Origin of the sequence: Kitasatospora sp. NPDC096077, from assembly GCF_040303245.1 — a bacterium.
Lineage (GTDB): Bacteria > Actinomycetota > Actinomycetes > Streptomycetales > Streptomycetaceae > Kitasatospora.
In genome coordinates, this window is record NZ_JBEOSV010000021.1 from 70,556 (window position 1) to 93,938 (window position 23,383).

Sequence of the window (23,383 nt, forward strand, 5' to 3'; positions counted from 1 at the left end):
CACCGAGAGGGGAACTCGTCCTTGTGTGGCAAGGGCATTCCCGAATCGATGGTCCTCAGCGTTCCTCCCCTGAATGAACCGGCCAGGTGCCGGGGTCGTCGATGTCTGCTGACGCCGGTGCGGCGTCGAGGCCGGTCAGCAGCCCCACCACGACCCTGGTGATGTTCTGCGCGGTCAGCCCGCAGGCGGCGAGCACCTCGGCCCTGGTGCCGTGGCTGAGGAACCGCCTCGGGATGCCGAACTCGCGCAGCGGGGTGTGCACGTCCGCGTCCCGCAGCGCCTGCGCGATCGCGGAACCGACACCACCCGCGCGGCTGTTGTCCTCGACCGTGATCACGAGCCGGTGGCGGCGGGCCAGGTCGGCCAGCGCGGGGTTGACCGGGGTGACCCATCTCGGGTCCACCACCGTCACCCCGATGCCCTGTGCCCGCCCACCGTCGGCGACGGTGAGCGCGAGCCCGGCCAGCGCACCTACGGCGATGATCAGCACGTCCAGCCGGCCGAAACGGCGCAGCACGTCAATCCCGTTGAACGTGGCAGTGGCGGGCAGGTCCTCACCGGCGGGGCCTTTGGGGAACCGCAGCAGTGTCGGACCTTCGTGCCACGCCACCGCCTCGGCCAGCAGTTCGGCCAGCCTGGTGCCGTCGCGCGGCGCCGCGATCCGCAGCCCCGGCACCACCTGCAGCACCGACAGGTCCCACATGCCGTTGTGGCTCGGCCCGTCGTCGCCGGTCACCCCGGACCGGTCGAGGACGAACGTCACCGGGCGGCGGTGCAGCGCGACGTCCATGAGCAGTTGGTCGAGCGCGCGGTTGACGAACGTGGAGTAGATGGCCACCACCGGGTGCACACCGCCCATGGACAACCCGGCGGCCATCGTGACCGCGTGCTGCTCGGCGATGCCGACGTCGATCACCCGGTGCGGAAACCTGCGCTGCAGCGGCAGGAGCCCGGTCGGCTCGGTCATCGCGGCCGTGATCGCCACGAGGTCGTCGCGCTGCTCGGCCAGTTCGACCAGCTTCTCGCCGAACACCGACGTGAACGACGGGGGCGATGCCTTCAGTGCCTGCCCGGTGTACGGGTCCATCGGTTTGACGGCGTGGCCGAGATCGAGGTCGTTGGTCTCGGTGTGCCGGTATCCCTTGCCCTTGGCGGTGATCACGTGCACCACCACCGGCCGGCCCAGTGCGACCGCGCGGCGCAGGGAGTCCTGGACGGCGGGGAGGTCGTGACCGTCGACGGGGCCGAGGTAACCGAGCCCGAGTTGTTCGAACACGCCCGGCCCGCGCCCGGCGCGCAGGTCGGCCAGGTGCTCGGCCAGCCCGCCGACGGTCGGCGCGTAGGAGCGTTGGTTGTCGTTGAGCACGATGACGAGCGGCCGCTCCGGCCCGCCGGCGATGTTGTTGAGCGCCTCCCAGGCCATGCCGCCGGTCATCGCGCCGTCGCCGATGACCGCGACGGTCGCGCGGTCGCGTCGGCCGAGGTGGGCGTCCGCCCTGGCCAGCCCGTCCGCGTAGGACAGCGCGGTGGACGCGTGCGAGTTCTCCACCAGGTCGTGCTCGGACTCCTCCCGGCTCGGGTAGCCGGCGAGCCCGCCCGACTTGCGCAGCCGGTCGAACCCGTCCTGGCGGCCCGTGAGGATCTTGTGCACGTAGGACTGGTGCCCGGTGTCCCACAGCAGCCGGTCCCGCGGGGACTCGAACACCGTGTGCAACGCGATGGTCAGCTCGACCACACCCAGGTTGGGCCCGAGGTGTCCCCCGGTCGCGGAGACCCGCTCGATCAGGAACGCGCGGATCTCCCCGGCGAGGTCGCGCAGCTCCCCGGCGGTCAACTCACGCAGCCGCGCCGGGTCGCGCACGGTTTCCAGCAGCGCCATGTCGAACAATGCTCCTCACCGGGCGTGGTGGGCGGCCGCGGCCGCCCACTCGGTCAGTTCGGGCCGACTGCCCGGCGCGATGCCGGTTCGGCCGACGATCGGTCCCGACCGGTCACGGCGCGTCCGCCGCTCCGGTCAGCCGCGTGGGCGGGGAGAACACGATGTCCTCGGTCGCCACCCGTTCCACGGACGTGTCCGCGTACCCCAGTTCGGCGAGCCGGTCGAGCAGCTCGTCGACGAGGATCTCCGGCGCGCTCGCCCCGGCGCTCACGCCGACCGTGCTCACGCCGGCCAGCCAGGTGGGGTCGAAGTGCGTCACGTCCGGCACCAGTTCAGCCCTGCCGCCGAGCCTGCGCGCCACCTCGACCATCCGGATCGAGTTGCTGGAGTTGGTCGAACCGACCACCAGCACCAGGTCGCAGCGGTCCACGATGGCCCGGATGCCGTCCTGGCGGTTCTGGCTGGCGTAACAGATGTCGTCCGTGGCGGGCCCGCGCAGGTCGGTGAACCTGCGCTGGAGCACGGCGATGATGTCCCTGGTCTCGTCCACCGAGAGCGTGGTCTGGGTGAGGTAGGCGACTGCCGCGTCGGAGGGAAGGTCCAGTGCCTCCGCGTCGGCAACCGTCTCGACGATGATCGTCTGGTCGGGGGCGTGCCCGTAGGTGCCCTCGACCTCCTCGTGCTCCGCATGCCCGACCAGCAGCAACGTCCGCCCATCGCGGGCGAACCGGCGGGCCTCCTGGTGCACCTTGGCCACCAGGGGGCAGGTCGCGTCGAGCACGTCCAGCCCGCGTGCCTCCGCGTTCTGCCGCACCTGCGGGGAGACGCCGTGCGCGGAGAAGACACACACCGCGCCCTCCGGTACCTCCTGCTCGGAATCGACGAACCGGACTCCCCGGCGCTGGAACTCGCGCACCACGTAGTGGTTATGCACGATCTCCTTGCGGACGTAGATCGGCGCGCCGTGCTGTTCCAGCGCGAGGTCGATGATGGCTATCGCCCGGCGTACACCGGCACACAAACTCCGTGGCTCGGCCAGCAGGACCCGCTTACCGTCACTCATCCCACTCCGTTCCGTGCCATGACGTTTGCGTCGAAACGCCTGGCCTGCGTTGCCGAACAGGGCATCCACGCCGGTCGGTAGAAACCGGGTCATTCCGGGGAAGTCTTGTCTGCCGTTTGGTGCCGGCTTAATAGCCGGACTCGAAGCACGGCCTTGGGTGCCGCCCAGCAGCTACCAATCTGCACAGTACTCCAATCCAGTCCTCACACCGTCTCCGTTTGGGGTTTTTCCTAAAGCCGAAGCTGCGCACGCCGCGTCGTTGACACGAACAGGACTGTCCTCCAGGATGACATCCAATAGCCGCCGCTCAATTTTGGGCGACTCAGGATTCCGGATCGTGAGAGCGGCCCTGCATTTCGAACGAGGCGCTGCTCGTGCCGCAGGCCACGGAATCCGGTCCGGCGATCCTCGTTAAACCACGCATCCTCGCCAAAATTCATGACGAGCGCAGCGCAACGACCGAAGCAGGACATTCGCCAACGTCGCCGGCATCAGAGCCCTGGAGGAGTGACCGTGTCAAATCTGCTGGATGAACTTTCGAGTTCGCCTCAGGCAGCGCTGGAGCCTCAGGACGAGGTAAGAATCGTTGGCCAGTACTACGACGACAAAACAGCCAGGCTTGTCCGCAAATACGGGCCCGGCCCCAAAATTCACTACCACGTGGGTCACTACCCTTCGGCTGAAACCCCGCTGCATCCCGACGATGTGACGCCGGATGCCATTCGCCGCAGCATCCGGGACCACCAAGAGGGCCTGCTGCGGTACGCGGCCAAGATCTGGGGCGCCGAACACCGGCTGTCGGGGCGGATCCTGGACGTCGGCTGCGGCCTCGGCGGGGGCTCGCTCTTCTGGGCGCAGGAGTACGGCGCCGACGTCACGGCGGTCACCAATGCGCCGGAACACGCGCCGATCGTCAACAAGTTCGCGCGGGAATGCGGCGTGGACGAGCGGGTCCGGACCCTGGTCTGCGATGCGATGCATCTCCCCCTGGACGGCCCCTACGACGCGGCCGTGGCGATCGAGAGCAGCGGATACTTCAACCGTCCGCAGTGGTTCGAGCGTCTGGCGCAGGTGCTTCGTCCGGGCGCGAGTGTGTGCATCGAGGAAGTGTTCACTACACGCCCGCACGGGGCCGATGTGTGGGCCGAATACTTCTACACGAAGCCGACCACGGTGCTCGACTACGCGGAAGCCGCGCAGGCTGCGGGCTTCGAGCTGGTCGATGAGGTCGACGCCACGTCAGAGACCCTGCCGTTCTGGGAGGAGAGTGTCGCCTGGACGAAGGCGGTACTGGACACCGACAGCAGCCTCTCCGCAGTTGACCGCAGGAACCTGAGGATATCTCTGCTGGCGAACCAGGCGCTCTGCGCTGAATGGCAAGCAGGAGGCATGCAGCTGGGCTTCTTGCGCTTCGAGCGCAAGTAAGCGCGAAAAGTAGCAGACAGCCGGTTCGTTGACCCGGCAGCACTGGTTACCAGTGGTTTGTCAGTAGATCACGCAGGCGCTGGGCTGGGGTCGCCCAGCCCAGCGCAGCGGGTTTCCGCCGCTTTTCGCTGTGACTGCCGCCTTAGGCGTGTCTGACAATTCTCCTCGACGCGTTCCCCGGCTTGTGGCTCGCGGTCGACCCGCAGGATCTGCGGTGGCGTACCAACACGATCATTCGCGGGCTCACCGCCGGTACGGCTGAACCGCCGCCGACTTCCCGCCACCTTCACGACGATACGGAGTTCCTCATGACGCTCGGACAGTCTCCCGCTCACAGCGACGTCCGCAATGTGTACGACGGGTTCGGTCGGATCTACGGTTCCGTCTGGGGCCCCAATATCCACTACGGCTACTGGGAGAACGAGGCCGACGACAGCTCCGTCGAGGTGGCCACGGACCGCCTGACCGACCTGATGATCTCTGGTCTCGCCGCACAGGCCGGCCAGCGGGTCCTGGACATCGGCTGCGGCATCGGCTACCCCGCGCAGCGGCTCGTCCGCACGTGTGACGTGAACGTGGTGGGCATCTCCGTCAGCCACATCCAGGTGGAGGAGGCCACGGAACTCGCCGCCGAGGCCGGGCTCGCCGACCGGGCCACGTTCCAGTTCGCGGACGCGATGGACATGCCCTTCCCCGACGGCTCGTTCGACGCGGCCTGGGCGTTCGAGTCGATGTGGCACATGCCCGACCGGGCCCAGGTGCTCTCCGAGGCCGCCCGCGTGCTGCGCCCCGGCGGCCGCCTCGCCATCGCCGACGTCATCCAGCGCGACCCGGTCAGCCCTGAGGGACGCGTGGTCCTGGACCACATCTCCGAGAACTACGCGGTGCGCTCCCTGGGCACGGTGGACGAATACCGGGTGGCGTTGGCCGCCAACGGTTTCGTCGACGTGGAGATCCGTGACATCACCGACAACGTCATCCGTACCCTCGGGCTCATGGCCGACGCCTTCGACACCGTCCGCGACAAGCTCGCCGACCTGGTCGGCGAGGAGCACGCCGAGTCGCTCATCCACAACGTGCGCAGGTTCGGGGCCATCCCGGAGAGCGGCTACCTCTTCCTGACCGCGGTCCGCGCCTGACCGCGGGCGCCGTCCCCGGTTCTCGGCTCGGCGTCTCATGGCGCAAGGCCGGGGTCGAGGTACTTCCTGAGGCTTCCTGAACAGGGCCCTCCGGCGGTTGAGCGAGATGTCCGACATCTCGACTCGACGTCCGGAGGGCCTCGTCGTCTGTCCGTCCTGCATCACCGGACCTGCCGCACGGCCCATCAGCGGTCCGAGCGGTCCGAGCGGTCCGACAAGCCGAAACGGCCCGCCAGTTCAACTGGCGGGCCGTCATTCCGTGCTGGGGCTAGCCGGCATCCGGAACTGTGGAACCCAGGGTCCGCACCGCAGGGGTCGGCGTGTCGTCCAGATCCCCGACGGCCGCCCGGATGCCCGTCCTCACTGCCGTACCCGCAACTCGGTCAACGCCCGAAGCGGAAACACCGGCCGGTGATGCGGCGGCTGCCCTGGCGCCAGGGTCAGACCCGGCATCCTGGTGGCGATGGCCTCTACCGCGATCTCCAGTTCCGCGCGGGCGAATCCGGCTCCGAGGCAGAAATGGATGCCGTGCCCGAACGCGAGATGCGTGGCGGACCGGCTGTCCGGACTGAACGCGGCCGGACATGCGCGAGAGCGGCTGTCCCGGCCGGCCGCTCCGTACAGCAGAAGCAGCCGGCTCCCCGCGGCCAGGTGGACGCCACCGACCACTACGTCACGGACCGCGGTCCGGTACATGCCCGCCAGCGGGCTGTCGAACCGCAGCCCCTCCTCGACGAGGTCCCGTACGGCGATCGTCCCGTCGACGACCTCGGCCCAGCCGCCGGGTGACTGGAGCTGCTGGTAGAGGATCGTGCCGAGCGCCTCGGCACAGGTCATGTGCCCCGCGAAGATCAGGGTGGGGACCTGGACGGAGACCTCGTCAGCGGTGAGCGTGCGGCCCGCCTTGCCGTCGTGGAGCAGCTCACTGATCAGGTCGTCCTGCGGTGCGGCCAGCCGCTCCTGCACGAGTGAACGGGCGAACGCTCCGAAGTCCATCAGCCCGCGGGCGAATTCACGCAGCCGCTCGGGATCGGCGTTGCTCTGCGACATCATGAGCTCGATGCGCTGCTCGGACCACGTGCGGCAGCGGTCGTAGTAGTCCTCCGGGACCCCGAGGCGCCGGCAGATCACCTCAAGGGCGTACGGAACGGCGAACGCCGAGATGAAGTCGAACTCCGTCAGGACCGCGGCACGCTCGACGAGGTCGGTGGCGATCGCACGGATCGTGGGTTCGAACGCTCTGACCCTGGCCGGCGTGAACCCGGCGTTGAGCACTTCCCTGACCCTGGCGTGCTCGGGCGGGTCGAGTGAGCCGACGGCCACCGCATCAGCGCCGCGCCAGGTGCGGAACATCCGGCTCACGTCCTCGGGCAGTGCGGCCGCGGGACGAGGGTTGTGGTCACGCGCCGAGAAGCTCTGGTCGTCCCGCAGCACGGCAACCATGTCCTCGCGCCGGGTGACGCACCACGCGCCGAGCAAAGGGGCGTAGAACACCGGTTCCGTCTCTCCGATGTCGGCCAGAAATGAATACGGGTCGTCGCGATGTGCGCCGTACGGGTCGAACGACCTGACTTCATGCAATTGCTCAGAATCAACTGGCATAGCCATTCAGCCTCTCAAGCTTTCAGTGAACCATTCCCGGCGATGATCAGTGACGTCGTGTGATACTGCTCGGCCCGCCGGGGCGACCCAGGGTCGCAACGTCCGCCCGTCGCGGGCGAACCGGCGGGCCTCCTGGTGCACCTCGGCCACCAGGGGGCAGGTCGAGCACGTCCAGCGCGCGCCGTGCTGTTCCAGCGCGAGGTCGATGACGGCTATCGCCAGGCGTACACCGGCACAGAAACCGAGCCCTTCTCAGGAAGTCCTGTCTGCCGTTTGGTGCCGGCTTAATAGCCGGACTCGAATTACGGCCTCGGGTGCCGCCCAGCAGCTACCAATCTGCACAGTACTCCAATCCAGTCCCCGCACCGTCTCCGTTTGGGGTTTTTCCTAAAGTCGAAGCCGCCCACGCCGCGTCGTTGACACGACGGGAGAGGTCGTTCAGGATGACAGGCGGAACGATCACGCAAATTCCGGTGCATCACTCCGGGTCCGGATTTCGCGTAGCTGCGGCAGCCGCCTACGCATTGACCTGCAGTGAGATCGGGTGATCATGAGCTTTGCGCAATCATTTGTCCATCCAGCGCAGCGATTTCCCGTGGTGCAATTCGCGAACGCCGTGCGCGTAGGCTCTGACCACGAATTGGGAAGGCGCGCGACCGAAGGAGAATCCCGATCAGCGCACTCGACACCTCGTCGACCGGGCTCCAAGCCTTCCTGTCGCCGAAGATGGTGCAATCCACGGTACTGCCCGTGATGCGGCAGCAGACTTCCGCACTGCAGCCGGTCCTGGCCCGGATCTGCTCCTACCACCTCGGCTTCATCGACGAACACGGTGACCCCAGCGGTGCGGAGGGCGGCAAGCTGACCCGCGCCGCCCTCATGCTGGCGGCGGCCGATGGCGTCGGCCTACGGCCGGAGGACGTGCGGTGCCAGGCGGCAGCACTGGAGTTGCTGCACAACTCGACCCTGATCCACGACGACATCATCGACGCGGACGAACTGCGTCGCGGCCGCCCGGCCGCGTGGAAGGTGTTCGGCACCAGTCTGGCCATCCTGGCCGGGGACGCGTTGCAGGCTCTCGGGCTGCAGCTGGTCGTCGCCGACCCCGGCCCCGGCCGTGCGGAGATCTCCAACCTGTTCACCGAAGCCCTCGGTCTGGTTCTCGCGGGCCAGGCTCGCGAGCTCACCGTCCGGCTGGGTCCGGGCACCGGCATCGCGGAGTACGACCGGATCGTGGAGGAGAAGACGTCCGCGCTGCTGGAGTGCGCGCTGGTGACGCCCGCATTGCGGGCGGGCAGACCGGAGCACGTCCTGACGGCCCTGCGCAGCGCAGGCCGGCATCTGGGCCTGGCTTTTCAGATCCTCAACGACGTCGAGGACATCTGGGGCGACCCCGCCGTGACCGGCAAGCCCGTCCGGAGCGACATCCTGCGGCGCAACCCTTCTTTCCCCGTGCTGGCGGCCCTGTCCACCGACAGCCCGGCCGGCGAACGACTGCGCCGGCTGTGGCACGCCGACGGCAGCACGGCAGCGGACCTCCAGGAGATGGCCGACCTCGTCGAGGAATCCGGCAGCCGGCACGCGGCCGAGCAGCTGTCCCGCAGCCATCTGGACTCGGCTCTGGAGCACCTCGGACGAGCCGAGCTGTCCCCGGCCGCGTCCGCCGAACTGACCGCCTTGTTCGACCGCATCGTCAATCGCACGCCATGACGTACATCGTGATCATCCTCGACAAGGTGGTCCGAACCTCGATTCCGGCGGAGGCCGTCAGTGAGTACCCCAGCTCAATTGCCTTTCGAGCAGACGAATGTGCTGCAACTCGCGCCAGGACTGCGCACCCTCCGATCCCAGGGCGCGGTCCATCGGGTTCGTACTGCCGAGGACGTCGAGGCGTGGCTGGTCACCGGTCATGCCCAGGTGGCGCAGCTGCTCGACGATGACCGGCTCAGCCGCTCCAATCCCGATCCGGAGGCCGCGGCCAAGGACAGCGGGTCGGCGTTCCTCGCCGGCCTGCTGGGCGACTTCGCCACCGACCACGCTCGGTTGCGTGCGCTACTGGAGCCGCACTTCTCGCCCGAGCGGATGCTGGCGCTGCGGCCCCACGTCGAAGAACTGACCGGGCGGCTCCTGGACGAACTGGCCGGGCAGCAGTCACCGGTGGACCTGCGCCAGCTGTTGGCGCTGCCGCTGCCGCTTCAGGTGATGTGCCAGTGGTTGGGCGTACCCCGGGAGGACAAGGACCGGTTCGGCAGCTGGATCCAGGACGCCGCCAACGTCGGCGACCCGGTCAGGTCCCAGCAGGGACTGGGCGCGTTGTTCGGCTACTGCAGGCAACTCGTCGCGGACAAACGGCGGAATCCCGGCGATGACGTGGTCTCCCGGATCTGCGCGACCGAGGGGATCAGCGACAGCGAGGTCCTCGGGCTGACGGCGTTGTTGCTGTTCGGTGGCTATGAGACCACGGTGGCCCGGATCGGCACCTGCGTGACGCTGCTGCTGGCCAACCCCGAGCAGTGGCAGGCGTTGCTGGACGACCCGGGCCTCGTCCCCGGCGCGGTCGAGGAAACCCTGCGGATGTCGATGCCGAACCCGCACAACGGCGGCATGCCCCGTTATGCGCTGACGGACTTCGAGATCGACGGAGTCACCATCCGGGCCGGCGACTTCGTGCTGCTGAACATCATCGCGGCCAACCACGACGAGACGGCCTTCGCCGACCCCGGCCGGATCGATGTCGCTCGCAACACCGCGGACAGCCTCGTGTTCGGGCGCGGCGCCTACTCCTGCGTCGGCGCGACGCTGGCCCGGATGCAGCTGCAGGTGTTGCTCACCCAGCTCGTCGCGCGATTCCCCGCCATGCGTCTGGCTGTCGGTGTAGAGGAGCTGGGGCTGCGCCACGACACGCTGATCGGCGGGTTGGTCCAGCTTCCGGTGACCTGGTGATTGGATCCTGATGCTGCACAAGATATCTACCGGCGTAGTCACGAAGAGCCCGGATTCAGTCCGCGCATATCTCCTGTTGATGCGACTGGACCGGCCTACGGGGTACGTGCTGTACCTGCTTCCAGGGCTGTGGGCCGTCGTCCTCGCCTCCGGGCGACGACCGGACCTGCAGGCGGTGGTGCTCGTCGCTGTCGCGGCGGTGCTGGTGCGCGGCGCGGCCTGCGCGGTCAACGACGTGGTCGACAGGGACGTCGACGCCCGGGTCGCCCGCACCGTGTCGCGTCCTGTCGCGTCGGGGACGATCAGCGTCGGGAACGCACTCCTGTTCGCCGCCGCACAGGCCGTGGCCGCGCTGCTGGTCCTGGCGGTGGCGAACGTGGGGACGGCCCTGGTCGTCGGGGCCTCGTACCCGTTGATCGTCGCGTACCCCTTCATGAAGCGCATCTTCTTCTGGCCCTCGGCGTTCCTGGCGCTGGTGATGAGCGTCTACGTGCTGATCGGCTGGACGGCGGTGACCGGGAGCGCCGACTACCCGCTCGCGGTGTACGGCCTGTACGCCGGCGGGGCCTTCTGGACCCTGATTCACGACACGATCTACTCCCATCAGGACAAGGAGTACGACCGGAACATCGGTGTCAGGTCTTCCGCCCTGCTGTTCGGCAAGGCCACCAAGGCATGGCTGGCGATCTTCGTCGTGCTCAGCGTCGGCGGCGTGCTGTGGGCCGGTTCCCAGACACCGATGGGGTGGGCGTTCTACCTGATCGTCGTGCTCGCGGGAATCTTCTTGTCCTATCTGGTCGTACATGTGGACCTGGATGATCCGCAATCGTGCTGGGCCGCCTTCGTCGCCAACACGTACTTCGGCTGGATCGTTCTCGTGGCCGCGGTCGCCGGGCAGTTCACATGAAGGATGAGCTACGTATGACGGATTCGATGTGGCAGGGCAGTGGCGTCGACCTGGACGCCTACCTGACCCGCGTGGGCTACCAGGGCGACGTGGCTGCGGACCTCTCCACACTGCGGGGTCTGCACGCCGCCCACGTCGACGCGATCGCCTTCGACAACCTCGACGCGGTGCTCGGGCGGCCGACGGTGCCGTTGGACCTGGACAGCGTCCAGGAGAAGATCGTGCGACAGGGCCGCGGCGGCTGGTGCCTGGAACAGGTCGTCCTGATGGCGGCGGTGCTGGACCGGATCGGCTTCACGTTCTCGGCGTTCGCGGGCAGGACCCGGATCCGCACCGGGAACACGTTCGGTCCGGCACTCCACGTAGCCCTGTGCGTGCAACTCGACGACGAACGCTGGATCTTCGACGTGGGTTTCGGCGCATACGGGCCGCACGTCCCCATCCGCCTCGCCGAGAACTCGCGGCTGGACGGCGACTGGCCCTTCGACGTGGTGCGGGAACCGAGCGGTGAACACGTGCTGCGGTTCCTTCGACCTGAGGGTCCCGCAGAGCTCTACGGCTTCACCACCGACGCGCGCTATCCGTCGGACTTCGAGCTCCTCAACCATTTCTGCCTGACCCACCCGCGCTCGCCGTTCAACCACCGGATGGTCCTCCAGCGCACGCAGCCCGACGTGAGGCACCTCCTCGTCGGCAGCACTCTCACGGAGATACGTCCCGCAGAGCCGGCGACCTTCCGGGAACTCGACAGGGACGAGACGCTCTCCGCTCCCGAGGAGATCTTCGGGATCACCTTGGAACCGGGCGACGTCCAAACGCTCCGGAAGATCTTGGACGGCCCGTGATGCGTACCCTGCTGCTGGACAACTACGACTCGTACACCTTCAACCTGTACCAGTTGATCGCCGAGATCAACGGCCAGGAGCCCGTCGTCATGGTCAACGACGATCCGACGTTGTCCAGCCTGCGGCTGGAGGACTTCGACAACATCGTCGTCTCGCCCGGCCCTGGACGGCCGCAGAGCCCGCGCGACGTCGGCCTCCTCGGCGACCTGCTGCGTCGCGCCACGCTGCCCGTGCTGGGCGTCTGCCTCGGCCATCAGATGATCGCGCACCTGGCCGGAGCGTCGGTGGTCGCCGCGCCCGAACCCAGACACGGGCAGCTCGCCAAGGTCTCCCACGAGGGAGATCCGCTGTTCGCCGGCATTCCGCGGGAATTCGTCGCGGTTCGCTACCACTCGCTGTGTGTGCAGGAGCCCCTGCCCGAGGAGCTCATCGCCACCGCGCGGGCGGACGACGGTGTACTCATGGCGCTGCGTCACCGCGATCTGCCGCAGTGGGGCGTGCAGTTCCACCCCGAGTCGATAGCTTCCCAGTACGGGCGTGAGATCCTGCGGAACTTCGCCGATCTGACCCGCCGGACGCAGCACAGGCGACGGCCCTCCGTCACCGACACCGGAACGGACACCGACACCGGCACCAGCACCGGCACCAGCACCGGCACCGGCACCGCACTGGCCGGCGAGACGCCCGGCGCGGTCGAGGAACTGGGAATCATCAGCACGGCCGTGCCGACCGCCGCCGATTCCGAGGCCATCTTTCTGAAGCTCTTCGACAACACCCCGTACTGCTTCTGGCTGGACAGCAGCCGGGTGGAGGAGGGCCTGTCCCGGTTCTCGTTCCTCGGCGACACGTCAGGTCCGCTCAGCGAGGTCCTGACCTACCGCACCGGCAGCGGGACGGTGGAAGTGCGCGACGCGAACGGCGTCGGCATCGTCACCGGCAGCGTGTTCGACGTCCTCGAACAGCGGCTGCGCGACCGGCGCATCCCCGACTCGGACCTGCCGTTCGACCTGACCGGCGGCTACGTCGGCTACTTCGGCTACGAACTCAAGGCCGAATGCGGGGCCACGGCCGGCCACACCGCCGAAACGCCGGACGCCGTCTGGATGTTCGCCGACCGCGTCATCGCGGTCGACCACCAGGAGGGACTGACCTACCTGGTGGCCGTCCACGACGAGAGGACCCGGCGTGACGCGCAGGAGTGGGTGGAACGGACGTCCGCGCTCCTGACGGGCCTGAACCCGGCCGATGTCGAGCCGCCGCGCGAACCCGCCGCCGGCCCGCCGCCGAATGCCGAGGAGTACCTCGGCCGTGGCCGGAGCCAGTACCTGGCGGACATCACAGAGTGCCAGCGGCAGCTGAACCGGGGCGAGAGCTACGAGATCTGCCTGACCGACAAGTTGCACATGCCGTTCCATGACGACGACACGTCCTTCTACCGGCGGCTGCGCCGGGCGAACCCGGCACCGTACGCCGCGCTCCTGCGCCTGGGCGACGTCACGGTCTTCAGCTCCTCGCCGGAGCGGTTCCTGCGCATCGAGAGGGACCGCACGGTCACCAGCAAGCCGATCAAGGGCACGGCCCCACGCGACGCCGACCCGGTGCGCGACGCCGAACTGGCCGCCGTCCTCGCCTCCAGCGCCAAGACTCAGGCCGAGAACCTGATGATCGTCGACCTGTTGCGCAACGACCTGGGCCGGGTGTGCGAGGTGGGCAGCATCGAGGTCGACCCGTACCTGGCCGTCGAGAGCTACGAGACCGTGCACCAACTGGTCTCCACCGTTCGCGGACGGCTCAGTGACGGGGTCAGCGCGATGGACTGCGCCCGGCAGTGCTTCCCGGGCGGGTCGATGACCGGAGCGCCGAAGCTGCGCACCATGGAGATCATCGACCGCTTGGAGACGGAGGCCCGGGGTGTCTACTCCGGCGCCCTCGGCTACTTCGGCCTCTCCGGCGGCACGGAACTGAACATCGTGATCCGCACGGCGGTCCGTGTCGGTGACCGGTTGACCATCGGAGCCGGCGGGGCGATAGTGCTCGACTCCGACCCGCACGAGGAATACGAGGAGATGCTGCTCAAGGCGGCGGCGTCGCTCCGCGCCTGGCGTGCGCCGGCACTGTCGGACGTGGGCGGCCCCCGACGATGAACACGGCGAAGAGCACGGCCACCGAACGGACGAACCGGTTCCTGCGGGCGGTCGCCGAGTCGCCGCCCGCGCAAGGCCGATGGTCTCCTCGCGTCGAACTCGTGGAGACCGGGTCGGGACGCCTCACTGATTCCTGCGGTGAACCCTTGAAGGAGGTTTCCCGATGACCTCGGCACGTGAAGAGCCCACGTTCGAGCGCGACTTGCTGGTGCAGCTGACGCGCCGCTGGGGGAAGCGAGTGGCCGTCAAGAAGGACGAGCTCGACCTCGACGGTCACTTCGACGCGGCGATGCCGGACTTCCCCGAACGCCTCGTCCCGGTGCTGGGACTGCCGGGTGCCGACCGGCTCGACCAGGACGCTCGCGAGCGCATCCTGTCCGCGGCGTGGATCTCCTACAACGCCAAGACCGCGGCCATCGAGGACGAGATCATCCTGCCGGCCTGCCGGTTGATGCTCCAGGAACGGATCCCCGTCCGCCACAACGACGTCGCCGTCGACGCGCTGCACCAGACGATCATCGATGAGCACTACCACATCCTGATGTGCCACAACGCCGTCGGCGTGACCCGCAGGCGGCGCGACCTGGCGGACCTGCGGTTCGCGCCGGGCGTCTGGTCGGTCGTCCGGGAGCTGAGAGCCACCCGCGCCGGGCTGTCCGGGTTCGACCGCGACATCGTCGACATCGCGTTCTCCCTGGCCGCCGAGACGACGATCAACGGGTTCCTCTCCGCACTCGCCACCGCCCAGGAGATCCAGCCGATGAACCGGATCACCACCGATCTGCACCGGCGGGACGAGAGCGGACACGCGGTGGTGTTCCGTGAGTTGTGCGGCTCGCTCTACCGGAACCTGGACGGCGCACTGCAGCGGACGTTCCGCGAAGCGCTCGTCGCCGGGCTGACCGCGTTCCGCTCCGCGGACCTGGACCCCTGGGTGACCGTGGCGGCCCAGGGCGGCTTCGAGATCGACACCGATCAGCTGAGCGAGTGGGCCGCCTCCCGTCCCGTGCCCGCGCGGGACACCGGACCGTTGCAGCTGCTGCTCGACGACCTGGGCATCGGCCACGATCTCGTCGAGATGGTCCAGCCATGACCGCCCCGCACCGTTGAGCCGTGAGAAGCGGACGGAGATCATGTTGACCCGCACCGGCGAAGCCGCCGCGCACTGGCGCACACGTGTCGCCCATCAGCGGCCGGAGTGGCCCAGCCCGGCTGAACTCGGCGACGTGGTGGATCGGCTGGCAGCCGTGCCCCCGTTGGTCACGCCGCAGGAGTGCGACACGCTCACCGCACGACTCGCCCAGGCGGCAGAGGGCAAAGCGTTCCTGCTGCAGGGTGGCGACTGCGCCGAACGCTTCGACCGCCTCTCCACGCAGGCGATTCACGGCAAACTACGCCTCCTGCAGCAGATGGCCGTGCTCCTGGCGTACGCGTCGGCGGTGCCGGTGGTCACGGTGGGCCGGATGGCCGGGCAGTACGCGAAGCCCCGATCCCGGCCGACCGAGACCGTCGACGGGCGCACGCTGCCGGTCTACCGGGGCGACGCGGTGAACGGCGTCGGCTTCAGCCAGGCCGAACGACGGCCGGACCCGTCCCGGCTGCTTCGGATGTACGACGCTTCGCGCTACACCCTGGACGCCATGCGCGCATTCGCCCGTGTCGGCACCGATCCACGCCAACTGCACGAGGAGAACCAGGACTTCGTCGCACGCTCGGCTGCCGGTGAACGCTACGGCGAACTCGCCGGTCGAATCGGCCGGGCACTGTCCTCCAAGGACGCGCGCGGCGGCGATCCGTCGCGCACCACAGAGTTGTTCGCCAGCCACGAGGGACTGCTGCTCGACTACGAGGCCGCGCTGACCCGTTACGAGCCGCGGTCCGGCCGAAGGTACGCGGGCAGCGGCCACATGCTGTGGATCGGCGACCGCACCAGACAGCTCGACGGCGCCCACGTCGCCTACTTCGCGACCATCGACAACCCGATCGCCGTGAAGCTCGGCCCTGCCACCACGCCCGAACAGGCGCTGGCCCTGATCGACCGCCTCGACCCCGACCGGCGGCCGGGCCGGCTGACGTTCATCGTGCGCATGGGCGCACACCGCGTGCGGCACCTGCTGCCGGAACTCGTGGAGAAGGTCACGGCTTCCGGCGCGCCGGTGGTGTGGGTGTGCGATCCGATGCACGGCAACACCTTCGAGGCGCCCAGCGGGCACAAGACCAGGCGGTTCGACGACATCCTCGCCGAGGTCGCCGGCTTCTTCGAGGTGCACCGGGCGCTCGGCACCCACGCCGGCGGCCTGCACGTGGAGCTGACCGGCGAGGACGTGACCGAGTGCGTCGGCGGCGGCGCAGATCTGGGTTTCGACGACCTGCACCGCAGGTACGAGTCGGCGTGCGACCCGCGCCTCAACGGAGGCCAGGCGCTCGACCTGGCCTTCCTGGTAGCCGAGATGTTCAACCCGGGAGCACCCGGCGTCGTGGCACCGGAGGCACCGGAGACACCGGAGGCAGCCGTGAACGCCGCGGCCCAGGGCGCAGGTCACGGCGACTCTCCGCCTGGTTCGCCGCGTGAAACCGGCAACGTCTTCGAGTGCCCACCCTCTCGCGATCATGTAGTCCTACACCGATCAATCAACGGGTCGGCGGAATGGAGTTCCGATGCCTTCGAAGGAGAATTACGCCCGCCGGGTGCTTGAGGCGCTGTCGTCCGATCCTGACCGGATCGCCCTGTGGCGGGAAGGCGAGGAGTTCACCGCAGGCCGGTTCTCCAAGGCCGTTCTCACCGCGGCGGAAATCCTGCGGCGGCACTTCGCGGAACACCGAGCTCCGATTGCGGAAGGCAAGGGTCCGGTGGTGGCGGTGCTAACCGTCACCAACACCCCGGCGACCGTCATCTTCCGCTACGCGGCCAACCTCGCCGGGGCCACCCTGGTCCACCTGCACTCCACGAACGCGGTGGATCCCACCGATCAGCTGGCCGCCGCCGCCCGGCAGGAGATGCTCAGCAGGACCGGGGCGACCTTCCTCGCCATCGACGAGGAGAACCTCGACGCGGCCCGCGAGCTGTGCGACCGGCTGCCTGAGCCACCGCGTCTCGCCGCTCTCGGCCCCCTCGGTCCCGATGTCCTGGACCTCTCGTCGGGCGACCCGTACGCCTTCGACCTCGACGCCGTCGAGGCCGACCCCGAACAACCGGCCGTGGTGATCTGCACCAGCGGTACCAGCGGCAGCCCCAAGGCCGTCACAATGCCGTACCGCGTCCGCAGCCTCTACCTACAGGTGGGCCCCCGGGTGGGCTTCCAGTCCCCGGAACCCATCGTGTACCTGTCGACCCTTCCGGTGAGCAGCTCCAGCGGTACCGTCGTCGACCTCGCGCTCGCCTCCGGCGGAACGGTCGTCCTGCACGACGGGTTCGAGGCGGGCGAAGTGCTGCGGGCCGTGGAACAGCACCGCATCTCCACGCTGGCGATCACCCCGCCGCAGCTGTACATGCTGGTCGACCACCCCGACATCGCCACCACCGACCGGTCGAGCATCAGGAACATCACCTACGTCGGCTCCCCCGCAGCTCCCACCCGCCTGGCCGAGGCGGTCGAGGTGTTCGGCCCGGTGCTGACCCAGATCTACGGAACCACGGAGACCAGCCCCATCAGCATCCTGACCCCGCCGGACCACTCCGACCCGGCGCTCCGCCTGACCGTCGGGCGTCCGACCGCGGAGGTACGCATCCGCGGCCTGGCCGACGACCGTGACGTCCCACCCGGCGAGATCGGTGAGGTGTGCGTACGGAGCCCGTCCACCATGCTCGGCTACTGGGGCGAACCGGAGCTGACCGCCGTGACCATCCGCGACGGCTGGGTGCACACCGGCGACCTCGGTTCCCTCGACGAGAGCGGCTTTCTGCGCCTGCACGGCCGGATGGGCGAGGTGATGAAGACCAACGGCATCAAGGTCCGTCCCACAGATGTGGAGAACGCGCTGCTGACCCATCAGGAGGTCGCCCAGGCCGCGGTGTACTGCGTGGTCGACGACGACCGCGTGGAGCACATCCACGCCGCCGTCGTGCTGCGGCCGGGCAGCACCGCCGACTCCGGGACGCTGATCGGTCACGTCGCCGCCGAGCTGTCCCCGAGTCACGTACCGGCCGTGGTGACGTTCTACGACGCACTGCCCCTCACCGGTGCCGGCAAGCCGGACAAGCCGACGCTGGTCGCACTGGCCGGCACTCTCGCCGATAAGCCGTTGTCCTAATCGAGTCCCAGGCCGGATCCACCTTCCCGAATTCCGTTCGATCGACAGCCTCGTGATCGATATGACGGCGGCTTCTTCAGAGAGCGAGTGACACAATGACCGCACACCTGGATTTCTTCACTCATGAAATGAAGGAATTCGCCGACCACAGCCGTCAGTTCCTGGAGATCGGTCGGCGTGCCGGACGGTACCCGAGTGCCACTGCCCGGGAGGGGCAGGCAGGCGCCGAGCTGGAGATCAGCGTCTGGTGCAGCAACGACTACCTCGGCATGGGGCAGAACCCGGCCGTGCTGGCCGCCATGAAGGAGGCCGTCGACGCGTTCGGCGCCGGCTCCGGCGGCTCCCGCAACATCGGTGGCACCAACTACTACCACGTCCTGCTGGAGCAGGAGCTCGCCGCGCTGCACGGCAAGGAGGCGGCGCTGCTGTTCAGTTCGGGCTACACCGCCAACGACGCCGCGCTGTCGGTGCTGGCGGGCCGGATGCCCGGCACCGTGGTCTACTCGGACCAGCTGAACCACGCATCGATCATCGACGGGCTGCGGCACAGCGGTTGCGAGAAGCGGATCTTCCGGCACAACGACGTCGCGCACCTCGAGGAGCTGATCCGCGCCGACGGTGACCGCCCGAAGCTGATCGTCCTGGAGTCGGTGTACTCGATGTCCGGTGACATCGCGCCGCTCGCCGAGATAGCCGCCGTCGCCGAGAAGTACGGCGCCACCACGTACATCGACGAGGTGCACGCGGTCGGCATGTACGGCCCGCGCGGTGCCGGGATCGCCGCCCGGGAGGGCATCGCCGACGAATTCACCGTCGTGATGGGCACCCTGGCGAAGGGCTTCGGCACCGCCGGCGGCTACATCGCCGGGCCCGCCGCGATGGTGGACGCGGTGCGCAGCTTCGCCCGCGGCTTCATCTTCACCACCTCGCTGCCGCCGGCCATCGCCGCCGGCGCGCTCGCGGCGGTCCACCACCTCGTCGCCTCCGACGAGGAGCGCGAGCGGCTGCGGAACAACGCGCAGCTGCTGCACCGGCTGCTCGACGAGCAGCGCATCCCGTTCGTCTCGCCGATGTCGCACATCGTCTCGGCGTTCGTCGGCGAGGACGCCACCTGCCGTAAGGCGTCGACGCTGCTGCTGGACCGGTACGGCATCTATGTGCAATCCATCAACGCCCCCAGCGTGCGGGAGGGCGAGGAGATTCTGCGCGTCGCGCCGTCCGCGACGCACACCACGGCCGATGTCGAGAGGTTCGCGAAGGCGCTGGACGCCATCTGGCAGGAGCTCGACATCCCGCGTACCCAGGCGTGAGGCGGGGACGGCGGTCGGGGGCCCTGGCGCGCCCGGCCGCCTTCGTCGCTGCTTTCGACCGCAATCGATCAGCGGAGGTTCGGTGACTCTCTCCTTGGCAGCCGTTCTCGCCGAGTCGGCGGTACGACGTCCGGACCACCCGGCGATCGAGTTCGCCGGAGCTCGCCTGACGTACCGTGAACTATGGTTCCGTGCCCGGCAGTACGCCGCGGTGTTGGACGAACGGGGCACTCGCCCCGGTGACCGGGTGGCGCTGCTGCTGCCGAACGGCCTGGAGTTCCCGGCGGCCTACTTCGCCGTGCTGGCGCTCGGCGCGGTCGTGGTGCCGATGCACGCACTGCTCAAGGCGACCGAGATCGAGTACGTGCTGCGCGACAGCGGGGCCCACGTGCTGATCTGCGCCGGGTCGTTGCTCGCCGAGGGGCGCAAGGGCGCGGCTGTCGCGGAGGTGCCGCTGCTCGCGGTGCGGGCCGACGCGGAGTGCGAAGCGCCGCGGCTGGACGTGCTCGCCGAGCACGCCGAACCGATCGCCGCCCACCGGCCGTGCGCGCCCGGCGACCTCGCGGTGATCCTCTACACCTCCGGCACCACGGGTCGGCCCAAGGGCGCGATGCTGACCCAGCTGAGCATCACCATGAACGTCACCGTCGGGATGCTCTCCCCGTTCGACTTCCGGGCCGAGGACGTGCTGTTCGGTTGCCTGCCGCTGTTCCACACCTTCGGGCAGATCTGCGGCATGCTGACCTGCTTCCGGGCGGGCGCCACCATGGTGCTGACGGACCGCTTCGACGCCGCGGGCGCGCTCGACCTCATGGTCGCGCACAGGTGCACGGTGTTCATGGGCGTCCCGACGATGTACCTGGCGCTGCTCGACGCGGCCGCCGCCACCCCGCTCCGCCCGCCCCTGGACCGCGCGTTCTCCGGCGGCTCGGCGCTGCCGGTCAAGGTGCTGGAGGAGTTCCAGGCCACCTTCGGCTGCACGATCTACGAGGGGTACGGGCTGACCGAGACCTCACCGGTGGTCGCGTACAACCAGCGGGCCTGGCCGTGCAAGCCGGGCACCGTGGGCCGCCCGATCTGGGGCGTCGAGGTGGAGATCGCCAGGGCCGACCTGGAGGGCCGGATCGAGCTGCTGCGGGCGGGCGAGGTCGGCGAGATCGTCATCCGGGGCCACAATGTGATGGTCGGCTACCTGGGCCGGCCCGAGGCGACCGCCGAGGTGCTGGTGGACGGCTGGTTCCGCTCGGGCGACCTCGGGGTGAAGGACGCGGACGGCTATCTGTCGATCATCGACCGCAAGAAGGACCTGGTGCTTCGCGGCGGGTACAACGTGTACCCGCGCGAGCTCGAGGAGATGCTGGTGCACCACCCGGCGATCGCGCAGGTCGCGGTCATCGGCGTCCCGCACGAGCGGCACGGCGAGGAGGTGTGCGCGGTGGTGATCCCGCGCGCGGACCGGACGCCGGACGAGGCGCTCGGCGCGGAGATCGTCGCCTGGAGCCGGGAACGGATGGCCGCGTACAAGTACCCGCGCCTGGTGGAGTTCGTCGACGCGTTCCCGCTCGGCCCCAGCGGCAAGGTGCTCAAGCGGGAGTTGGCACAGTGGTTCGGCGCCGAGCGCCGAATTCGACCGCCAGCGGCCCGCGGTACCTGTCAAGGCGATCAAGGCAGGTGATGTTGCGCCTGATTCCGGGTCTGAAATTCCTGCATCCAGCGGACCACCGGGCTGGGCCGGTTTTTCCGGGACACGCCGCCTGGCAGTGGGACGACGTCCCCGGCCACGGCCTCATCGGTCCCGGTAACTCACCGAAGTCACCCTTCAAGGTGCCCCGCTTCATCCCGGACGACGAGCTCCACCGGCTGATGCCGGCCGTCGAGCGGATCGCCTGCCCCTTCCAGCGCGCCGCCCTGCTGGTCGCCCGCTGGCCCGGCGCCCGCCGGGACGAGATCCGCCGTCCACCCCCTCCGCGCCCCCGGAGCGGACGACCTCGGCCAGCCTCTCGAAGATCCCACCGCCACACCGGAAGAGCGAGACGTGACCCTCGGGGAGGTCCGCTGTAACTCAGCCGGTCGTGGCAGCTGTCCGCGCGTTGCCCCCGGCTGACAGTTTTCGTATGTGCCGTGAGGCGATGAGCGGCACGCTCACACCGATCAGATTGCAGTACGCCACCGCTTCGTAGAAGCCTTCCGCGCTGCCGGCGGCGTGTGCCGCCGCGGTGCTGACCGCGACGATCAGGCCGAAGTAGACGGTGTTGAGCACGATGGCCCGGAAGCCGCCGCCGGTCTCCTCCATGACGGTCAGCGAGGTGAGCACGGGGCCCTGGACGGCGTAGGTGAGCGCCACGGCGCCCAGGTAGCTGCCGGCGGCCGCGGCCACCCCGGCGTTGCCACCGATCAGCCGCGCCAGTGGGTCGTGCACCAGCCACACCAGCACCGCGATCGCCGTGTAGGTCATGACGGTGACCTCGATGCCGCCGCGCATCAACGCACGCATACGCTGCCAATCGCCTTTCCCGCGTTGCTGGTTGATGGTGATCGCGATGGCCGTGCCCAGGACCGTTCCCGGCAGCAGTACGACGTTCTGCAGGGTGGACGCGACCGTGAACCCGGCCACGGCGTCCTGCCCGTAGTTCCCGAGGACGCCGATGACCGCGAGGTTGTACGCGGAGATCAGGAGGAGCGACAGGGCGATGGGCACGCCGATGCGGCGCAGGTCGGTGAAGACTTCGCGCCGCCAGATCAGGACGGCCGGCGGATGCCACAGCTCGGTGCGGCGCAGCAGCACCAGGCCCATGGTCAGGTCGGTCAGAGCCGCGGTCGCCTCGGCGACGGGCACCGCCGCGATCCCGGCGTCGGTGCCGAGCCCGAGGCCGGCCACGAGGCCGATCCGTACGCTCGCCGTACAGACGACCAGGAGGGTGGCGTGCCGCACGTACCCGTAGCCGCGCAGGCTGGAGGCGCAGAGCTCCGACCCGACGGCCAGCAGACCGGCGGCACTGGTCCAACGCAGGAAGGAGACGAACGTGTCCCGCTGCTCGGCGTCCACATGGATGAGACCGGTCAGCAGGGGAGCCGCGATCGCGAGGACCAGGTACAGGGCCGCGCCGAACCCGAGCCAGACCCTGGCCAGGCTGGCGGCGTTCGCCATGACGTCCCGGGGACGCCCGGCCCCCTTGCTGATGGCGGCGGCGACCTGGTTGGAGACCGCAAAGCCTACGGTCACGGCGATGACGACGAGGCTGACAGGTTGATACAGGGAGCGAATGTAGATGGCGTCGCCCCCCATGTGCCCCAGAATGGCGACGATGCCGAGCTGGACGGCGAAATTGAGGGACTCGGCGACAAGAAGCGGAACGGCGAGGCCCGATATGGTGCGCCACACGTCCCTTCGTTCATGCGTGGTCAGGGATAACATACGGGCCTCCGGGAGCGGGACGGCTGGGTGTGAAGGGGGAGGAGTCGCGGGACGCTATCGACATTCACCGACGAATGTCCACAGGAGGCCGGCCGGTTCAGGCCGCTGCCGTGTCGAACCGGCACACGCTCAACTGGCTTCCGGCGAGGGCTGGCCCGGGGTACTGCTCTTCACCGTGGAGACCGCGGTCTTCGCGGGCGGCACCTTCGCCTTTAGGCGTGCAGCTTGTGGACCGTCACGCGGTCGTTCGCCCAGGCGCGCCAGAACCCGTCGTCACGCGGCAGTGCGTCCAGGGCCGACAGACCGTCACCCAGTGCCCGCACCATGCGTTCGGCGAACCCGGCACGGCCGGTGTCGGCCCCGGACCGGCGCAGGTGCTCGCTCTCGGCCTGGTCCACCCGACCGTCATGGAGGGTCCCGGGACGGTGCCGGCCCGACGACGACGTAGAGTGGCGCGCGG

General features: G+C 68.9%; 16 protein-coding genes and 1 pseudogene. 12 read left to right on the plus strand and 5 right to left on the minus strand.

What is annotated here, in order from left to right; translation table 11 throughout:
* Window positions 1–55: 55 nt before the first annotated feature.
* Together ABTZ03_RS19860 and ispH are read right to left on the minus strand one after the other, a co-directional pair.
* A complete protein-coding gene (locus ABTZ03_RS19860; RefSeq protein ID WP_350514316.1) occupies window positions 56–1,879 on the minus strand; it encodes a 1-deoxy-D-xylulose-5-phosphate synthase in 1,824 nt (607 codons plus the stop codon).
* A gap of 112 nt (window positions 1,880–1,991) precedes the next feature.
* Window positions 1,992–2,942: a 4-hydroxy-3-methylbut-2-enyl diphosphate reductase gene (gene ispH, locus ABTZ03_RS19865; protein ID WP_350514317.1), complete on the minus strand. Its 951-nt coding sequence runs from the start codon at window positions 2,940–2,942 to the stop codon at window positions 1,992–1,994.
* A 513-nt stretch (window positions 2,943–3,455) separates the two neighbouring features.
* On the opposite strand from ispH, the gene ABTZ03_RS19870 reads away from it, so the two are divergent.
* Window positions 3,456–4,367 (plus strand): SAM-dependent methyltransferase, encoded by a 912-nt coding sequence (locus ABTZ03_RS19870; RefSeq protein ID WP_350514318.1) that lies wholly within the window; start codon window positions 3,456–3,458, stop codon window positions 4,365–4,367.
* A gap of 308 nt (window positions 4,368–4,675) precedes the next feature.
* Complete coding sequence (locus tag ABTZ03_RS19875; RefSeq protein WP_350514319.1) at window positions 4,676–5,506, plus strand: methyltransferase domain-containing protein; 831 nt, start codon at window positions 4,676–4,678, stop codon at window positions 5,504–5,506.
* A 360-nt stretch (window positions 5,507–5,866) separates the two neighbouring features.
* On the opposite strand, the gene ABTZ03_RS19880 is transcribed toward ABTZ03_RS19875, so the two are convergent.
* Entirely contained in the window at window positions 5,867–7,114 is a 1,248-nt protein-coding gene (locus tag ABTZ03_RS19880; RefSeq protein WP_350514320.1) for a cytochrome P450, read from the minus strand.
* Between the two features lie 747 nt (window positions 7,115–7,861).
* Between ABTZ03_RS19880 and ABTZ03_RS19885 the strand changes: the two genes are divergently transcribed.
* The 10 genes and pseudogenes from ABTZ03_RS19885 (at window position 7,862) to ABTZ03_RS19930 (ending at window position 21,183) form a co-directional block, all read left to right on the plus strand.
* Window positions 7,862–8,818 carry a polyprenyl synthetase family protein gene (locus ABTZ03_RS19885; RefSeq protein ID WP_350514321.1) on the plus strand — a complete coding sequence of 319 codons (957 nt, stop codon included), beginning with the start codon at window positions 7,862–7,864 and terminating at the stop codon, window positions 8,816–8,818.
* Window positions 8,819–8,896: 78 nt separating this feature from the next.
* A complete protein-coding gene (locus tag ABTZ03_RS19890) occupies window positions 8,897–10,051 on the plus strand; it encodes a cytochrome P450 (RefSeq protein ID WP_350514322.1) in 1,155 nt (384 codons plus the stop codon).
* A gap of 10 nt (window positions 10,052–10,061) precedes the next feature.
* Window positions 10,062–10,958: a UbiA family prenyltransferase gene (locus ABTZ03_RS19895; protein WP_350514323.1), complete on the plus strand. Its 897-nt coding sequence runs from the start codon at window positions 10,062–10,064 to the stop codon at window positions 10,956–10,958.
* Window positions 10,959–10,972: 14 nt separating this feature from the next.
* The gene (locus tag ABTZ03_RS19900) at window positions 10,973–11,803 is read left to right on the plus strand and encodes an arylamine N-acetyltransferase family protein (protein ID WP_350514324.1); all 831 of its coding nucleotides are present in this window, start codon (window positions 10,973–10,975) and stop codon (window positions 11,801–11,803) included.
* Complete coding sequence (gene pabB / locus ABTZ03_RS19905; protein ID WP_350514325.1) at window positions 11,803–13,947, plus strand: aminodeoxychorismate synthase component I; 2,145 nt, start codon at window positions 11,803–11,805, stop codon at window positions 13,945–13,947. Before ABTZ03_RS19900 ends, pabB begins: the two co-directional genes overlap by 1 nt.
* 163 nt (window positions 13,948–14,110) lie before the next feature.
* Window positions 14,111–15,040 carry an AurF N-oxygenase family protein gene (locus tag ABTZ03_RS19910; RefSeq protein ID WP_350514326.1) on the plus strand — a complete coding sequence of 310 codons (930 nt, stop codon included), beginning with the start codon at window positions 14,111–14,113 and terminating at the stop codon, window positions 15,038–15,040.
* 40 nt (window positions 15,041–15,080) lie between these two features.
* Window positions 15,081–16,403, plus strand: a pseudogene (locus ABTZ03_RS19915) (class II 3-deoxy-7-phosphoheptulonate synthase); the annotation flags it as partial.
* Between the two features lie 202 nt (window positions 16,404–16,605).
* Window positions 16,606–18,198 carry a class I adenylate-forming enzyme family protein gene (locus ABTZ03_RS19920; RefSeq protein ID WP_350514327.1) on the plus strand — a complete coding sequence of 531 codons (1,593 nt, stop codon included), beginning with the start codon at window positions 16,606–16,608 and terminating at the stop codon, window positions 18,196–18,198.
* A 95-nt stretch (window positions 18,199–18,293) separates the two neighbouring features.
* The gene (gene hemA, locus ABTZ03_RS19925) at window positions 18,294–19,508 is read left to right on the plus strand and encodes a 5-aminolevulinate synthase (protein ID WP_350514328.1); all 1,215 of its coding nucleotides are present in this window, start codon (window positions 18,294–18,296) and stop codon (window positions 19,506–19,508) included.
* Between the two features lie 82 nt (window positions 19,509–19,590).
* Complete coding sequence (locus tag ABTZ03_RS19930) at window positions 19,591–21,183, plus strand: long-chain-fatty-acid--CoA ligase (protein WP_350514329.1); 1,593 nt, start codon at window positions 19,591–19,593, stop codon at window positions 21,181–21,183.
* Between the two features lie 387 nt (window positions 21,184–21,570).
* Here the strand turns inward: ABTZ03_RS19930 and ABTZ03_RS19935 are convergent, their stop codons facing one another.
* Together ABTZ03_RS19935 and ABTZ03_RS19940 are read right to left on the minus strand one after the other, a co-directional pair.
* Window positions 21,571–22,923, minus strand: coding sequence for an MATE family efflux transporter (locus ABTZ03_RS19935; RefSeq protein ID WP_350514330.1), 1,353 nt, complete (start codon window positions 22,921–22,923; stop codon window positions 21,571–21,573).
* Between the two features lie 212 nt (window positions 22,924–23,135).
* A complete protein-coding gene (locus ABTZ03_RS19940; protein WP_350514331.1) occupies window positions 23,136–23,321 on the minus strand; it encodes a hypothetical protein in 186 nt (61 codons plus the stop codon).
* Window positions 23,322–23,383: the final 62 nt, after the last annotated feature.

Coding starts and splice junctions, on each gene's coding strand:
- ABTZ03_RS19860 (WP_350514316.1), bottom strand. CDS start 1,879: ATGGCGCTGCTGGAAACCGTGCGCGACCCGGCGCGGCTGCGTGAGTTG.
- ispH (WP_350514317.1), bottom strand. CDS start 2,942: ATGAGTGACGGTAAGCGGGTCCTGCTGGCCGAGCCACGGAGTTTGTGT.
- ABTZ03_RS19875 (WP_350514319.1), top strand. CDS start 4,676: ATGACGCTCGGACAGTCTCCCGCTCACAGCGACGTCCGCAATGTGTAC.
- ABTZ03_RS19880 (WP_350514320.1), bottom strand. CDS start 7,114: ATGGCTATGCCAGTTGATTCTGAGCAATTGCATGAAGTCAGGTCGTTC.
- ABTZ03_RS19885 (WP_350514321.1), top strand. CDS start 7,862: ATGCGGCAGCAGACTTCCGCACTGCAGCCGGTCCTGGCCCGGATCTGC.
- ABTZ03_RS19895 (WP_350514323.1), top strand. CDS start 10,062: ATGCTGCACAAGATATCTACCGGCGTAGTCACGAAGAGCCCGGATTCA.
- ABTZ03_RS19900 (WP_350514324.1), top strand. CDS start 10,973: ATGACGGATTCGATGTGGCAGGGCAGTGGCGTCGACCTGGACGCCTAC.
- pabB (WP_350514325.1), top strand. CDS start 11,803: ATGCGTACCCTGCTGCTGGACAACTACGACTCGTACACCTTCAACCTG.
- ABTZ03_RS19910 (WP_350514326.1), top strand. CDS start 14,111: ATGACCTCGGCACGTGAAGAGCCCACGTTCGAGCGCGACTTGCTGGTG.
- ABTZ03_RS19920 (WP_350514327.1), top strand. CDS start 16,606: ATGCCTTCGAAGGAGAATTACGCCCGCCGGGTGCTTGAGGCGCTGTCG.
- hemA (WP_350514328.1), top strand. CDS start 18,294: ATGACCGCACACCTGGATTTCTTCACTCATGAAATGAAGGAATTCGCC.
- ABTZ03_RS19935 (WP_350514330.1), bottom strand. CDS start 22,923: ATGTTATCCCTGACCACGCATGAACGAAGGGACGTGTGGCGCACCATA.